The 15,134-nt window shown below is 67.2% G+C and carries 15 protein-coding genes; 10 read left to right on the forward strand and 5 right to left on the reverse strand.

What is annotated here, in order from left to right; genetic code table 11:
• Window positions 1–59: 59 nt before the first annotated feature.
• Entirely contained in the window at window positions 60–1,529 is a 1,470-nt protein-coding gene (locus A6W98_RS16590; RefSeq protein WP_042463386.1) for a B12-binding domain-containing radical SAM protein, read from the reverse strand.
• A 526-nt stretch (window positions 1,530–2,055) separates the two neighbouring features.
• On the opposite strand from A6W98_RS16590, the gene A6W98_RS21270 reads away from it, so the two are divergent.
• The gene (locus A6W98_RS21270; protein WP_155734774.1) at window positions 2,056–2,313 is read left to right on the forward strand and encodes a hypothetical protein; all 258 of its coding nucleotides are present in this window, start codon (window positions 2,056–2,058) and stop codon (window positions 2,311–2,313) included.
• On the opposite strand, the gene A6W98_RS16595 is transcribed toward A6W98_RS21270, so the two are convergent.
• Both A6W98_RS16595 and A6W98_RS16600 read right to left on the reverse strand, forming a co-directional pair.
• Complete coding sequence (locus A6W98_RS16595) at window positions 2,261–3,001, reverse strand: M48 family metallopeptidase (protein ID WP_063490947.1); 741 nt, start codon at window positions 2,999–3,001, stop codon at window positions 2,261–2,263. The genes A6W98_RS21270 and A6W98_RS16595 overlap by 53 nt on opposite strands.
• Window positions 3,002–3,085: 84 nt before the next feature.
• Complete coding sequence (locus tag A6W98_RS16600) at window positions 3,086–3,427, reverse strand: hypothetical protein (RefSeq protein WP_042463387.1); 342 nt, start codon at window positions 3,425–3,427, stop codon at window positions 3,086–3,088.
• Between the two features lie 50 nt (window positions 3,428–3,477).
• Here A6W98_RS16600 and A6W98_RS20525 point away from each other — a divergent pair, with 50 nt between their 5' ends.
• The 4 genes from A6W98_RS20525 to A6W98_RS16615 all read left to right on the forward strand — a co-directional run bounded on the left by A6W98_RS20525 (window position 3,478) and on the right by A6W98_RS16615 (window position 7,292).
• Window positions 3,478–4,023, forward strand: a complete 546-nt coding sequence (locus tag A6W98_RS20525; RefSeq protein ID WP_072071717.1) for a C-terminal helicase domain-containing protein — start codon at window positions 3,478–3,480, stop codon at window positions 4,021–4,023.
• Between the two features lie 1,116 nt (window positions 4,024–5,139).
• On the forward strand, window positions 5,140–5,790 hold the full coding sequence (gene msrA / locus A6W98_RS16605; protein ID WP_042463389.1) for a peptide-methionine (S)-S-oxide reductase MsrA: 651 nt from the start codon (window positions 5,140–5,142) through the stop codon (window positions 5,788–5,790).
• A 30-nt stretch (window positions 5,791–5,820) separates the two neighbouring features.
• Window positions 5,821–6,372 carry a P-loop NTPase family protein gene (locus A6W98_RS16610; RefSeq protein WP_196760194.1) on the forward strand — a complete coding sequence of 184 codons (552 nt, stop codon included), beginning with the start codon at window positions 5,821–5,823 and terminating at the stop codon, window positions 6,370–6,372.
• Between the two features lie 41 nt (window positions 6,373–6,413).
• Entirely contained in the window at window positions 6,414–7,292 is an 879-nt protein-coding gene (locus A6W98_RS16615; protein ID WP_042463394.1) for a 50S ribosomal protein L11 methyltransferase, read from the forward strand.
• 171 nt (window positions 7,293–7,463) lie between these two features.
• Here the strand turns inward: A6W98_RS16615 and A6W98_RS16620 are convergent, their stop codons facing one another.
• Window positions 7,464–8,705, reverse strand: a complete 1,242-nt coding sequence (locus A6W98_RS16620; protein WP_042463397.1) for an MFS transporter — start codon at window positions 8,703–8,705, stop codon at window positions 7,464–7,466.
• Between the two features lie 128 nt (window positions 8,706–8,833).
• Between A6W98_RS16620 and A6W98_RS16625 the strand changes: the two genes are divergently transcribed.
• The gene (locus A6W98_RS16625; protein ID WP_042463399.1) at window positions 8,834–9,898 is read left to right on the forward strand and encodes a YeeE/YedE family protein; all 1,065 of its coding nucleotides are present in this window, start codon (window positions 8,834–8,836) and stop codon (window positions 9,896–9,898) included.
• Window positions 9,899–9,901: 3 nt separating this feature from the next.
• On the opposite strand, the gene A6W98_RS16630 is transcribed toward A6W98_RS16625, so the two are convergent.
• Window positions 9,902–12,091 carry a primosomal protein N' gene (locus A6W98_RS16630; RefSeq protein ID WP_042465306.1) on the reverse strand — a complete coding sequence of 730 codons (2,190 nt, stop codon included), beginning with the start codon at window positions 12,089–12,091 and terminating at the stop codon, window positions 9,902–9,904.
• Between the two features lie 105 nt (window positions 12,092–12,196).
• On the opposite strand from A6W98_RS16630, the gene fsa reads away from it, so the two are divergent.
• The 4 genes from fsa (at window position 12,197) to A6W98_RS16650 (ending at window position 15,104) form a co-directional block, all read left to right on the forward strand.
• On the forward strand, window positions 12,197–12,850 hold the full coding sequence (gene fsa / locus A6W98_RS16635) for a fructose-6-phosphate aldolase (protein ID WP_042463401.1): 654 nt from the start codon (window positions 12,197–12,199) through the stop codon (window positions 12,848–12,850).
• Window positions 12,851–12,897: 47 nt separating this feature from the next.
• Window positions 12,898–13,605 (forward strand): DUF484 family protein, encoded by a 708-nt coding sequence (locus tag A6W98_RS16640; protein WP_042463403.1) that lies wholly within the window; start codon window positions 12,898–12,900, stop codon window positions 13,603–13,605.
• Window positions 13,602–14,525: a tyrosine recombinase XerC gene (locus A6W98_RS16645; protein ID WP_042463406.1), complete on the forward strand. Its 924-nt coding sequence runs from the start codon at window positions 13,602–13,604 to the stop codon at window positions 14,523–14,525. Before A6W98_RS16640 ends, A6W98_RS16645 begins: the two co-directional genes overlap by 4 nt.
• Window positions 14,526–14,681: 156 nt before the next feature.
• Window positions 14,682–15,104, forward strand: coding sequence for a hypothetical protein (locus A6W98_RS16650; RefSeq protein WP_042463408.1), 423 nt, complete (start codon window positions 14,682–14,684; stop codon window positions 15,102–15,104).
• Window positions 15,105–15,134 lie beyond the last annotated feature (30 nt).

Consider the following 15,134-nt stretch of genomic DNA (forward strand, 5'->3'; position numbering starts at 1 on the left):
ACCAGCCGCCGCCCTGACGCCCTCCGAATGCCGCGCGGCACCCCTCGGGCGGGACGGGGCTACATGACCCCCTCGAAGGTCAGCGAGGCCCCCTTCAGCGGCTTTCGGTTGATCCGGTGCACCTCTCGCAGCATCCGCATGGCCGCGGACAGATGCCCGGCACTGTGGAAGGTCTCGTTTTCGTGGTCCATCAGGCCGGTCTCGAGATTCTGCATCAGCGCGCCGATCTGCGGGTATCGATCCGGATTGCGCCGGATCGCCCGGCCCAGCGGCGTGTGCCCGACAATGGCCAGCCGGTTGACCACCACGCGATCGATATAGGGCCGGTGCTCGGCCAGAAACCGGGCCGTACACAGCACATCCTCGGCGGTTTCGCCCGGATAGCCGAGGATCGAGGTCATGCGTACGCTGATCCCGGCCTCGGAAGCATGCCGCACGAAGCGTGACAGGAGCTCGGCATTGGTGCCCCGTCCCATCGCGTTCAGCACCCCCTGCGCCGCCGATTCGAGCCCGGTGGTGATGCGGGACAGCCCGGCGCGGCGCGCCGCCTTCAGCGCATCCGGCCCCAGCCCGTTCTCGCCATTGGACTGGACATGGACCGAAGCCGTCCATTCGCAGCCCGGTGCCACGCTCTGGGCCTCGTCGATCAGCCCGTGCCAGACTGCGAGGTCCGAATTCAGCTTGAGATCGAGAAAGGTGAAGATGCCGGTCCGGTGGCGGCGGCTTTGCCAGGCCATCTCGTCGCGCACATGCGCGAAGGACCGGCTGCGGAAAGTACGGCCCGACGTCGTCTGCACGTCGCTGCAAAAGGTACACACCCCCCAGCCGCAGCCCCGGCCGGTCATCATCGGCACGATCCGGTTGGGATAGCGGTCCCAGGGAAAGTCGGAATAGTCGGGAAAGGGCAACGCGTCGAAATCGGCGAAGGGCGCCGCCGGGACAAGCTCGGGCCGGTCGGGCGTGGCCAGCCCGGGCACCGCGCGCCCGTTGCCCGTGACGCTGTCGACAAGATCCAGCAGATGGCCCTCGGCCTCGCCGGCGAAGACACCGGAGATCCCCGGCAGGTCGAGCCAGTGCGCCGCGATCTCGGGCATGCCGAACATCGGCCCGCCGACGACCACCGGAACGCCGCAGCGCGCTGCCTCGGCCGCAATCGCACCGCAAACCTCACGATACATGCTGTAGGCCGAGATCAACAGCAGATCAGTGCCGCGATCGAGCGCATTCTGCACCTCGGCCAGGGTCGCGGTCTGAGCGCGCGCGCTGGCGGGGCTGCGGGCGGCGACGACCTTCCGGCGCAGATCGCGCACCACCCGGGCGCCGCTGACCGCGGTGGCATGGCGCAGCACCGATTCGTAGTAGCCCAACGCATGCGGCCGGGTCACGCGCCGGTAGCTGCCGACCCCTACGGCAAAAGGCGAGATCACCGCGACCTCGTGCCCGGCCCGGCGCAGGATGGCGGCGATCTGGCCGACCGAAAGCGTTGGATAACGGGAAAAATTATTCAGATCTACAATTGCAATGCGCATTTGACTTCAACCTTAGGTAAAAAATTATATCTGGGATTTCACAGAAATTGCCGAATTCCCGGAAAAAATTAACGGGAATCGGAGATCGGTCACAGTTTCAATTCCGTCGACACAAACACCCCCCTTCTCCGCGCCAAAAAATCCGGAAGAAATACTCCCCGAAAACCGAAACCGCGCAAAAGAAAAAGGCCGTGCGCAGCAAAAAGACGCAGCGTCGCACGACAAATCCGACCCGCCCAGTCTTTCCGGACTGAAGGGCGCTGTTTCGCAAATCAGCTGACGGCTGCAGTCCCCCTTTCCCCGGACACAGTTATCCTGCGGCCACGGTCACCGGGAAGGGCGCAGGCAGGGCACCAGCGACGTGGCCTTGGACGCCGCTGTCGAAGCTTTCAAGCGTGCGGGCCAGGCAAGCCAACCGAGTCTGAGAACTGCGTCACGGGTGCTGCAGAGGGCAGCCGATCTCGAATGTCACCCCACGCTGCATTGAACCGATGTCACGAGCTCGTCACACAAGGGAGGCGGCCTCGTGACTGAATTCGAGATTATCTTCGACGTGTTTGGTATCGGCGCATGCATCGTTGGCGCCATCCAGGTCACCATCGCCTACCGCTCTTCGATACGAGATGTCGAACCAGATCCGGAACGGGTTCGGCGATTTGTGGAACGGGGAATGGAGTTACGGCGGCAGGCACTGGAAGAATCGCGCGCAACCGACAGGCCGAGCGACGACGTCACCGAGCCAAAGTCTGCAGATCTTCCCACGCGGCAAGCGGATACTGATTGAGCTCGTCCCGTATGCTGCGCCACTTCGGCATATTGTCGTCAAGGACCTTGATGAAACGCTCATCATGGCGCGGCGATATCAAGTGGGCGAGCTCATGCAGCAGTACGTACTCAATCGCCCGAACGGGTTTCTTCGCGAGCTCGAGGTTGAGCCAGACGATCTTCTTGTCCGGATTGCAGCTCCCCCATTTCGTTTTCATTGGCCGGATGCCCCAAGCTTCGGTGGCAACGCCTAAGTGCGATGACCAATGCTCGAGCCGTGGAGCCACGTGCTCCCTTAGGCGAGCCTTGTACCAATTCTCCACACAACGCCTGCGTACTGCAGGCGTTGTGTCTGCCGGCACCGAATAGCGGAGCCGGTCACTGCCGATGAGTTCGATCCGGTGGACCTTCTTGTCCCAGTGGATCACATCCAGTCGAAGAGGCCGGCCGAAAACGAAGTGCGTCTCGCCGGAGACGTACTGCCGGCGAGTCTGGCGCTCCTGAGCGAGGAAACGGGCCTGTTTGCGGCGAACCCAATCCATTCTCGTGAGTACAGCCAGCTTGACGGCATCGAGACTGACGCTCAGCGGGGCGGCGACTCTGACCTGGCCATCAGGCGGATAGACACCGACATGGAGGTTCTTGATCGCCTTCCAGCGGACCTCGACCGGCGTCCCTCCGATGATGTGGTGTTCAGTATTCACCATGGTTCTTCAGTATCTGCAGCAGCGTTTCGACAGTGTCGGGATCCGAAATCTCAGCTTCTAGGCAGCGTCTGACTTTCTTTTCTTTCATCGTATGACCGCGCCATCCGTGGGGGGCAGTCGCCCGTACAGCTTGGGGTACTTCGTCAGTGTGGCCTCAGTCAGCGCCTCCTCGGCTTCCTTGACAGCTTTCTTCGCCGCCGTCTCGGCCGTCATAAGCTTGGCCACCTGTTTCAGCAGCTTGGCCTCCTCCGGCTCGGCCTCGTCAGATTTCTGGCGTTCTTTGACGGAGGCGGCGGTTAGCTTGCCCGCCTCCGTCAGCGCATCGGCCAGGAGGCCGCCCTCAACCCCGTGTTCCTCGACCAGCTCCTCGATCTCGCGGCCCAGTTCCTCGGCCTTGGCCTGCGCATCATCGACGGCCTGCTGCATTTCAGGAAAGAGAGGAGGATACTAAATCTGAGGTCTTCGTCTCGCAAATCGTGCAGCCTCTACTGCAAGAGGGCCAGAGCCTACTAGTCTTCACTGAATATCGTGCAACTCAGGACTACTTGCGCAAGACCATCGAGGACTCAATGCCTGGCGTCGTGTGTCGCACAATCAATGGCTCACTTGGCCTGGAGGAGAAAACTGACGCTGTACAGGCATTCAATACTGGCCAAGCCCGGGTGATGATATCGACCGAGGCCGGTGGCGAAGGCCTAAACTTGCAAGAGTCTTGCCATGTCATGGTGAACTACGACCTACCGTGGAACCCGTCGCGACTGGTGCAACGAATTGGTCGCCTCTATCGATACGGCCAGACACGACGGGTACAGGTATTGAACCTGCAGTCGGACGATGGCTTCGATTCAGCTGCGTTGAACTTGATGCTGGACCGAGTGACGACCATTGCGCATGAGATGGCCGCCGTAGCAGCAGATAGCAGGGATGCCCTGGCTAGCACGCTGCATTCGCAACATGAATCCACACTGCATTTGCGCAACAACGCCGGACTGAACCGAGAAAATGGAACGGCCGGGCCTTGATCTTGGTGATCTTCAGCGTCTTCATCACGAAATTTTCGTAGATTGGTTCGCTAATTCCGATGCGGAGATTGCGCAAGAAATTCCATTCGAAGGCAAGCATGGCGCAATGCACCCAGCGGCGCTTCGAGGACCAATCGACATTGCCGGGCCGCGCACAGCGGGGCGCTGCCCGCGCGCGGGCCGTGGAGGTCGGACATGCACACCTCCCCACTTCCGAGCAGGTCGCTTCGACGAAATCTCCGGCCGCCGCAAACCGGGCATGGTGCCTTGCCGGTCCGGCACGCCTCGCCAATCCGGCGCGGCATGATCCCGATCCCGTCGTGACGCCTTTACCGGCACCTGCCCGTCGCACGCCCTGCCTGCACGCCAAGGCAGCCTCCGCAGAAGACCAATATCGCGGGCCTGAACTCCGCCACGGGCCGAAAACTGCGCGTTCGGCGCGACAAGCCCGAAGATACGAGGCCGCAACCGGCGAAGGGATCGGGCGCCGCCCGCCCTCATCCCTGCCGGGAGGCACCCCCGGGAAATGAAGGCCGCTCCACCATGCCGCATGTCAGCTTGCGTCCGGCATGACAATCAGGCCGGGACAGATCGCCGGACTGCGGCCTGGCATCGACGCCTCTTCACGCCAGACGCCATGACGCCGGGCCCGGCGCCTCATATCAGACGACATCTGGCAGAACAGCACCTAGGGACCGATGATCGCAGCCCATCCCGACCTCGAAAGCTCGCGGGCCGGGAAGGCGGGTCTTGCGGAACCTTGCCCTGCGCGGGCGGACCGCCCGCATCATCCCCCCAGGCGCGCGGATCCCCCTCCCGACCGGACACACGTCTGGGGCCCGGCCGCGCGACTACCTGCCTGCTGCGCCGTCCTCCCCGTCGCGACCTGTCGGCGCGGCCACGCGATGGATCGGGATAGCGGCCATAAGCTTCAGCGACGCCGGGCGCGCCATCCCTCCTCCGTGCCCATGTCCTTGTCCAGCTCCACGCTCCGGCGCCGCCCACCCGGGGCCCGGGCCACCTCCTCCGGAATTCGATCAATTCCAGGTGCCGGGCATGGGCGGCCCGCGCGGGGCGCCTATATTCATCGTCAACTCAAGCAATGGAGGTGCGTCCATGTTTTCCCTTCTGGGCCGAAAGACCGATATGGTGCGCGAAGCCGAGGCGCTGAAAGGCCGTCCCGAGCCGATCGCCACCGCCGAGACCCACCATATCTTCGGGCGCCCGCTGAAGGCGCCGGTCCCCGAGGGGATGGAAGAGATCGTCTTCGGCATGGGCTGTTTCTGGGGCGTCGAGCGGCTGTTCTGGAAGCTGCCGGGGGTCTGGATGACCGCGGCGGGCTATGCCGGCGGCTTTACCCCGAACCCGACCTATGAGGAGATCTGCACCGGGCGCACCGGCCATGCCGAGGTGGTGCGTGTCGTCTACGACCCGGCCGAGATCCCGCTCGAGCGGCTGCTCCGCACCTTCTGGGAGGGCCACGACCCGACCCAGGGCATGCGGCAGGGCAATGACCGGGGCACGCAGTACCGCTCGGTCATCTTCACCCAGACCGAGGCGCAGACGGCCACCGCCGAAGCCAGCCTCGCGGCCTATCAGGACCGCCTGAGGGCGGCGGGCCACCGCGCGATCACCACCGAAATCCGGGCCGCGCCGCCCTTCTTCCATGCCGAAGCCTATCACCAGCAATACCTTGCCAAGAATCCGGGCGGTTATTGCGGGCTCGGCGGCACCGGGGTAGCTTGTCCCGGGGGGGAGGACACCTGATCCCGAAGGCTTTCGGCGAGGACCATGGGGATGCGCATTCACATCACCGGCGCCAGCGGTGCGGGCTGTTCGACGCTTGCGCGGGGACTGGCCATCCGCCTTGCCTCGCAGTGTTTCGACACTGACGATTTCTACTGGCATCCCTCCGATCCGCCCTTCACCCGCAAGCGTCGACCCGAAGAGAGGCTGGCGCTGATGAAGGAGGTGTTCCTGCCGCGTCCCGACTGGATCCTGGCCGGGTCGCTGCTGGGCTGGGGCGACCCGCTTGCGCCCTGGTTCAGCCATGTGGTGTTCCTGACCCTGCCGCCCGCGCGGCGTCTGGCGCAACTGCGTCGGCGCGAACGCCTGCGCTATGGCGATGCGATCCTGCCGGGCGGGCCCCGGGCAGAGGCGCATCAGGCCTTCATGGATTATGCGATGGGCTACGATTTCCCCGACTTCACCGGGCGCACCCGGCTCAAGCACGAGCTCTGGCTCGAAGAGATGCCCTGTCCGGTGATCCGGCTCGACGCCTCCGCACCGCCCGCGGCGCTGGTCGAGACGGCGATCGCGGCGCTTGACCAGACCGTCGGCGCGGCCTAGGCGCTGGATCCTGTTTTCAGACCATCCGAAAGGCCGCCCCGATGCCCACCTATTCCGCGCTGACCACGCTGACCGCCAAGGAAGCCGCCGAGGCGCTGGCCGAGGCCATTGAGGAGCGGCTCGAACCCGAGCCGATGGGCGTGGGCGTCTTCGAGATGGAGGACGGCTCGGGGCTGTGGGAACTCGGCGCCTTCTTCACCGAGGCGCCCGACGAGGCCGGGCTGGCGCTGCTGGCGACGCTTCACGGCGCGCGTCCCTTCACCGTGTCCGAAGTGCCCGAGACCGACTGGGTGGCCAAGGTCCGGCGCGATCTGGCCCCGGTCGAGGCCGGACGGTTCTTCCTTTACGGCAGCCACGATGCCGACCGTGTCCCCGAAGGCCCGGTGCCGCTGCTGATCGAGGCCTCGATGGCCTTCGGCACCGGGCATCACGGCACCACGCTGGGCTGCCTGCGCGCCGTCGACCGGCTGGCCGAGGCGGGCTTCGCGCCGCGCTCGGTCGCCGATATCGGCTGCGGCACGGCGGTTCTGGCGATGGCGGCGGCGCATCTGTGGCAGGTGCCGATCCTCGCCTCCGACATCGATCCGGTGGCGGTCGAGGTGGCCGCGACCAATGTGGCGGCCAACGGGCTGTCCGAGCGCATCCGCTGCCTCGAGGCGACCGGTTTCGATCATCCCGCGCTGGCGGCCGAGGCGCCGTTCGGGCTGATCTTCGCCAATATCCTGAAGGCGCCGCTGATCGATCTGGCCCCCGAAATCGCAGTAGGACTGGCGCCCGGCGGTGTTGCGATCCTGTCGGGGCTGCTGAACGAACAGGCCGGGGATGTGGCGGCGGCCTATACCGCCTGCGCGCTCGAGCTGAAGGACTCCGAGCAGATCGGCGACTGGACGACGCTGTGCATGCAGAAACCCGCCGCCTAGCTGCGCGGTCCGGACATCCGGCGGGACTGGAAGGCCTCCCTGCGGCTCCGACCTTCAGGGAGGCGATGTCGCGGCATGGCCTGAAGGCCGGGCCTTCCGGGCCAAGGCCCGGGCCAGGACGGCCATCCCGCTCGGCAACGATCGCCCCCGCGCCTGACAGGGGTGCCGGGCCTATTCGGCCGGGGCGGGCATCAGCCGCGAGAACACCGTCTCGTTGCCGGGCGCGGGATGGCGCGGGATCATCAGCGCCAGCGACAGCGAGGCCGCCGCCATCCCCGCCGCCAGCAGGAACACGCCCCCCGGCGAGGTGACCCAGAGATAGCCCAGCGCCGCGGGCAGGAACACCGCCGCGATATGGTTGATGGTGAAGGCCACGGCGGCGGTCGGGGCGATGTCGCCCGGATCGGCGATCTTCTGGAAATAGGTCTTGAGCGCGAAGGCCAGCGCGAAGAACATGTGGTCGATCACGTAAAGCGTGGCCGCCAGAACCACGCCCCAGCCCAGATAGTAGATCCCGCCATAGGCGAGGAAGACGCAGATCAGCCCGACATATTCGAAGGCCAGCGCCCGCCTTTCGCCCCAGCGTGCGACCGCTCTCCCCATCAGCGGCGCGAAGATCATGCCGGCGACGAAGTTGATCAGGAAAAGCGCCGTGACCTCATGCACCTCGAAGCCGAACCGCTCGACCATCATGAAGGCGGCGAAGACGGTGAAGATCTGCCGCCGCGCGCCCGACATGAATTGCAGCAGGTAGTACAGCCAGTAGCGGCGGCGCAGGATCAGCCGCTTGAGCTGCGGGTTCGGCGCCTCGAATTGCGGATAGGCCAGCAGGCAGAACAGCGCGGCCGCGGCGGTGAACCCGCCCGAGGCGAGATAGACGAAATTGTAGGACAGATCGAAACTCTTCCAGGTGACCACCAGCAGCCCATAGGCCAGAAGCGAGGCGGCCGAGCCCGCCGCCATCAGCCAGCCCAGCGTTTGCGGCGCCTTGTCCTTCTCGATCCATTGCAGCTGCAGCGACTGGTTCACCGTCTCGTAATAGTGGAACCCGATCGAGCTGAGCATGGTGATGGTGAGGATGCCGCCAAGCGAGGGGAACCAGGCGGTGACCGCCGTCGCCGCCCCCAGCAGCAGCAGCGCGACGACCCCCAGAACCTGCTCGCGCATGAACATGATCAGCGCGATCACCCCGATCGCCAGAAAGCCCGGCACCTCGCGCACGGTATGCAGCCAGCCGATCTCGACCCCGGTGAAGCCCGCCGCCTCGATGACGAAATTGTTCAGAAGCGCCGACCAGGTGGCGAAGGCCACCGGCATGGCAAAGGCCATGACGAACAGAAGCGACACCGGACGGCGCCATAACGGCAACGTTCCGGCATCATCGAGGCGGATGGGACGGAAAGACAGGGACATGGTTTTCCATTATCCATGAAACCTGCGTTTGGCGAGACGTTTCCCGCCCGCTCCGGCCGTGACCCAGATCAAGGCGGGCGGGGCCGGGCCGACGCAGAAAACCGCCTGAGGGGAGAGAGGAGACCTGCATGGATATCGTCCAACTGGTGGACCGGTTCGGAGAGGGGCCGACGGCCACCCTGTTCGGGCTGATCGCCGGCGGCCTCTTCGGCGTTGCCGCGCAACGCTCGGCCTTCTGCCTGCGCGCGGCGGCGGTCGAGGTCGCGCGCGGCCAGCTTGGCGCCCGGCTGGCGGTCTGGCTTCTGTGCTTCTCGACCGCGCTGGTCTGGGTGCAGGCGGCCGAGCTGTCGGGCCTGATGCGCTCGGGCGATGCGCGGATCATGGCGGTGCCGGGCTCGTGGTCGGGGGCCATCGCGGGGGGACTTCTCTTCGGCATCGGCATGGTGCTGGCGCGCGGCTGCGCCGGGCGGCTGCTGGTGCTGGCCGCGACCGGCAACCTGCGCTCGGTGGTCTCGGGGCTGATCTTCGCCGTCGTCGGGCAAATGAGCCTGCATGGCTGGCTGGCGCCGCTGCGCGACCGGATCGCGGCGCTTTGGGTGACGGCGGGCGGGCGCAACAGCGATCTTCTGCGCGAGCTGGGGCTGCCGCGCGAGGGCGGGCTGGGGATCGGCCTCGTGATCGCGGTGCTGGCCCTGTATCTGGCGCGGCGCAACCGGATCTCGTTTCGCAAGCTTGTCTTCGGGGCTGGGGTCGGCTTTGCCGTCGCGGTCGGCTGGGTGCTGACCTTCGGGCTGTCGCAGGTCGCCTTCGACCCGGTCCAGGTGCAGAGCCTGACCTTCACCGGCCCCTCGGCCAACACGCTGATGTTCTTCCTCGAACGCCCGGCGCTATTGCAATTCGACATCGGGCTGGTGCCCGGCGTGTTCCTGGGGGCCTTCGCCGCCGCCTGGATCGGCGGCGACCTGCGGCTGCAGGGCTTCGAATCCGAGGTCAACATGCGCAAGGCGATGATCGGGGCGGCGCTGATGGGTTTCGGCGGCATGCTGGCGGGCGGGTGTTCCATCGGCGCGGGCGTGACCGGCGCCTCGATCTTCGCGGGCACCGCCTGGCTTGCGCTTTTCAGCATGTGGCTCGGCGCGATGGCGACCGATTACCTTCTCGACCGGCCGACCGGGGCCGCGCGTCCGGTCTGAGCCTCACATGAAGCTTTGCGGGTCGATATCGACCGCGAGCCGCAGGTTCGGCGGCAGCTTGACCGGCGCGATCCAGTCGGAGATGGCGGCCTGCAGCGGCACGCCCTTCGGCGCCTTGACCAGCAACCGGACCCGGTGGCGGCCGCGGATCCGCGCGACCGGCGCGGGCGCCGGGCCGAAGACCTGCGCTCCGACCCGCCGCAGCGCACCGTCATTGCGCGCCAGCCAGGTGCCCAGATCGAAGGCAGGCCTTGCCTCGGGCGCCGACAGGATGATCCCCGCCATCCTTCCATAGGGCGGCACCCCGGCCGCGCGGCGTTCTTCCGCCTCGGCGCGCCAGAAGCCTTCCTCGTCGCCGGTCAGGATCGCGCGGATCACCGGATGTTCGGGCTGATAGGTCTGCAACAGCGCCAGCCCCCGCTCGGAGCCGCGCCCGGCCCGCCCCGCGACCTGGCGCATCAGCTGGAAGGTGCGCTCGGCCGCGCGCAGGTCCGAGCCCTGCAGGCCCAGATCGGCATCGATCACGCCGACCAGCGTCAACAGCGGAAAATTGTGGCCCTTGGCGACAAGCTGGGTGCCGATGATGATATCGGCCTCGCCCCCCGCGATGGCCTCGATCTGGGCCTTGAGCGCGCGGGCCGAGCCGAACAGGTCCGAGGACAGCACCGCGACCCGCGCCTCGGGAAACAGCGCCACCGCCTCTTCGGCCAGCCGCTCGACCCCCGGTCCGACCGGCGCCAGCTTGCCCTCGACGCCGCAGGACGGGCAGGCCTCGGGGATCGAACGGCTCTCGCCGCATTGATGGCAGACCAGCCGCCGCTGGAAGCGGTGCTCGACCATCCGCGCATCGCAATGCTCGCAGCCGATCATGTGGCCGCAGGCGCGGCAGACCGTCAGCGGCGCATAGCCCCGCCGGTTCAGGAACAGAAGCGACTGCCGCGAAGCCCCCAGCCGCGCCCGCACCGCCGCCTCGAGCGCGGGCGAGATCCAGCGCCCGGGCGCGGTCTCTTCGGCGCGCATGTCGATGGCCTGCATCTCGGGCAGGGTCGCGGTGCCGAAGCGCGAGGACAGGTCGAGCCGCGCATATTTCCCGGCATCGGCATTGGCCCAGCTTTCCAGCGACGGCGTGGCCGAGGCCAGAACCACCTGTGCCGAACAAAGCGAGGCCCGCAGCACCGCCATGTCGCGCGCATTGTAGAGAACCCCCTCTTCCTGCTTGTAGGAACTGTCATGTTCCTCATCGACGACAATCAGGCCAAGATCCTGAAACGGCAGGAACAGCGCCGAGCGCGCCCCCACCACAAGCTGCGCGCCCCCCTCGCCCGCCATCCGCCACAGCCTGCGCCGCTCGACCGAGGTCACGCCCGAATGCCATTCGGCAGGGCGCGCGCCGAAACGGGCCTCGACCCGGGTCAGGAACTCGGCGGTCAGCGCGATCTCGGGCAAGAGCACCAGCGCCTGGCGGCCCTGCCGCAGGCATTCGGCAACGGCCTCGAGATAGACCTCGGTCTTGCCCGAGCCGGTCACCCCCTTCAGAAGCGTGGTGCCATAGGCCCCCGAGGCAAGCCCCGCGCAAAGCGTCTGCGCGGCCTCGGCCTGATCGCCCGCCAGCGCCTTGCCGGGCCGCGCGGGATCGAGCCGCGGATAGGGCCGGTCGCGCGGCTGATCCTCTTCCAGCACCGCGCCCGAGGGCACCAGCCCCTTGACCACCCCGGTCGAAACCCCGGCCTCGGTCGCCAGCTCGGACAGGGTGAAGGACAGTCCGCCGAAGGCCTCGAGCACCTCCAGCACCCGCTCGCGCGGGACCGTCATCCGATCGGGCTGGCCCTCGCCCCGGCGATAGACGCGCAGCGCGCCCGGCGCCTCGCCCAGCCCCGGCGTCCGGGTCGCCAGCCGCAGCATCAGCGACAAGGGCGTCAGCGTGTAATCGGCGGCCCGGGTCAGGAAGGCCCGCATCTCGTCCCGCATCGGCCGGGCGTCGAGCACGCGGCCCACCCGGCGCAGCTTTGCGGCATCGAAGCTGCCCTCGCCCGGCCCCCAGACCACGCCCATCACCCGGCGCGGGCCCAGCGGCACCTCGACATAATCGCCCAGCCCGCAGCCGCCCTCGGGCGCCAGATAATCGAGCACATGGCCCAGCGGCTGCGCCGTCAGCACGCCCACCCGTGCCCCTTCGGGAAAAACCTCTCTCATCGCAACGCCCCACTCGGCCAGGGCTTCGGGCGGGGTTTCAGCCCGGCCCCGCATCGGCTATCACCTCCGCGACAGATTGCAGCAAGGCCCGGGGAGGCTTCTTCCATGAAATTCTTCGTCGATACCGCCGATATCGAGGCGATCCGCGAACTCCACGACCTCGGGATCGTGGATGGCGTGACCACCAACCCGTCGCTGATCCAGAAATCGGGCCGCGACATCCTCGAGGTCACGAAAGAGATCTGCGATCTGGTCGAGGGCCCGGTCTCGGCCGAGGTGGTGGCGACAGAGGCCGCCGCGATGATCGAGGAAGGCCGCAAGCTGGCGCAGATCGCGTCGAACATCGCGGTCAAGGTGCCGCTGACCTGGGACGGGCTGAAGGCCTGCAAGACGCTTTCCGGCGAAGGGCACATGGTCAATGTCACGCTGTGTTTTTCCGCCGCGCAGGCGATCCTTGCCGCCAAGGCCGGTGCCACCTTCGTCTCGCCCTTCATCGGCCGGCTCGACGACATCAACCTCGACGGTCTGGACCTGATCGCCGATATCCGCACGATCTACAACAACTACGATTTCAGGACCGAGATCCTCGCCGCCTCGATCCGCTCGGTCAACCATATCAGCGAGGCCGCCAAGATCGGTGCCGATGTCGTGACCGCCCCGCCCGCGGTGCTGCAATCCATGGCCGCGCATCCGCTGACCGACAAGGGGCTCGCCGCCTTCATGGCCGACTGGCAAAAAACGGGGCAGAAAATCCTCTGAGCCTGGTGTATCCTGCCGCAAAACACGACACCCATGAGGCAGGAAACATGAGCAGCACCGCCGCGATAGCGGACGATCTTCGCGCGAGGATCATCGACGAACCCACGGTGATCCTCGACGACCCGGACCTGATGCGCGCCCTTGTCGCGGCCAATGACAAGATGATGGGCGACAATATCGTCGATCTGCGCGGCATCGCGATGGAACGGCTCGAGGCGCGGCTCGACCGGCTGGAAGAGACCCACCGTTCCGTCATTGCCGCCGCCTACGAGAATCTCGCGGGCACCAACCAGATCCACCGCGCCGTGCTGCGCCTGCTGGAAGCGCCCGATTTCGAGACCCTGCTGAGCCTTCTGGACGACGATCTGGCGGCGACCCTGCGCGTCGATTGCGTGCGGCTGGTGCTCGAGACCGACGGCGACCGGGCCGAGGCGGCACGGGCCGCGCCCGGGGACGCGGTGCGGATCATGAGCGCCGGCTTTGCGCGCAGCTATGCCGGCAACGGCACCAACCGGCCGCCGCGTCGGGTGGTGCTGCGCCGCACGCCCCCCCATTGCGAGCAGGTCTACGGCGCCGGCGCGGACGCGCTGCGCTCCGAGGCGGTGCTGACGCTCGATCTCGGCGAGGCCCGGCAGCCCGCGCTGCTGGCCTTGGGCTCGGCCGATGCACAGCAATTCACCCCCAATCAGGGCACCGACCTGATGGATTTCTTCGCCGGAGCCGTCGAAAGGGTGCTCAGGCGCTGGCTGGCATGAGCCTCGCGCTCAGCCCGGCGCTGCGCGATGCGCTCGAGGCCTGGCTGGCCGAAGAGCGCGCGCTGGACGGCGCGTCCGAGGCCACGATCCGGGCCTATGCCACCGATCTGCGCCGGTTTCTGTGCTTTCTCGCCGAATATGACGGCGAGCCCGCCGGTCCGGCCCGGCTGAAGCGGGTCGAGCTGCGCGATCTGCGGGCCTGGATGGCGCATGAGCGCGGCCGCGGGCTCGGGCCGCGTTCGCTGGCGCGGGCGCTGTCCGCGGTGAAGGGCTTCTTCCGCTGGTTCGGCAAGCGCGAGGGCTTCGAGCCGACCGCGGTGCTGTCGGTCCGGGCGCCGAAATTCACCCGCAAGCTGCCCCGCCCGCTGGCCGAGGAGGCCGCCCGCGAGGTGATTGCCGATCTCGGCACGACCCCGGCCGCGCCCTGGATCGCCGCGCGCGACGCGGCGGTCGCGACGCTTCTCTACGGCTCGGGGCTGAGGATTTCCGAGGCGCTGGGGCTGAAGGGCCGCGATGCGCCGCTGCCCGAGGTGCTGAGGATCCGCGGCAAGGGCGGCAAGGAGCGGCTGGTGCCCGCGCTGCCGGTGGCGCGCCAGGCGGTCGACGCCTATCTCGATCTCTGCCCGTTCGAGACCACCCCCGACGCGCCCCTGTTCCGCGGCGCCCGCGGCGGGGCCCTGAACCCGCGCCTGGTGGCCCGGGCGATGGAAGGCGCGCGCACACGGCTGGGGCTGCCCGCCTCGGCCACGCCGCACGCGCTTCGCCACAGCTTTGCCACGCATCTGCTGGCCGCCGGGGGCGATCTCCGGACCATCCAGGAGCTTCTGGGCCATGCCTCGCTGTCGACGACGCAAGCCTATACCGCGGTGGATACCGTGCGGCTGATGGAGATCTACGAAGCCGCCCACCCCAAGGCCTGAGCGGCGCGGAGGCAGCGGACCGACGCCCGGCGCGTTCTTTGCAGAAATGCCCCGATCATGTCCAATTTGATCCACCTTTCCGGTGTTCAATGAATAAGCTCGGACCGTGTCCCCCGACACGGCGCCGGCCCATTGCGACTGCTGGAAAGGACCGCCATGAATATCTCGATGACCAGCTCGGCACTTACCGGGCTCGGCGCTGCGCGGCAAAGCCCTCCGCCGCCGTCTCCGCCGTCCGAGGTTGCCGACACGACATCCAGGCGCGCCGAAGAAAAGCGTCTCGACCGCCTGGAAATCGAAGACAGCAAAGACTCTGCGTCCCCCACGCTGTCACTGAGGAACTCCGACGACACGTCGGAAACCACCAGCGACACCGACGCCGCCTCTGCGCTGAAGCTGCGGACCGAGGTCGCCGACGACACGCCGCCGCCCCCGCCGCCGCCCAGCCAGACCGAATCGATCATGCAGGGCGTCATCTCGAGCCTGAGCAATACCGGCTCTTCGGCCGACCAGGCCACGACCCAGGCAGAGGCGCTTTACACCGCGATGCAGCAGATGCTTACGGCACAGGACGCCTGACGCGGGAAGCCTGAGCCTGTCCGCCATCTT

This window comes from Rhodovulum sulfidophilum DSM 1374, from assembly GCF_001633165.1.
In the GTDB taxonomy this organism is placed as follows: domain Bacteria; phylum Pseudomonadota; class Alphaproteobacteria; order Rhodobacterales; family Rhodobacteraceae; genus Rhodovulum; species Rhodovulum sulfidophilum.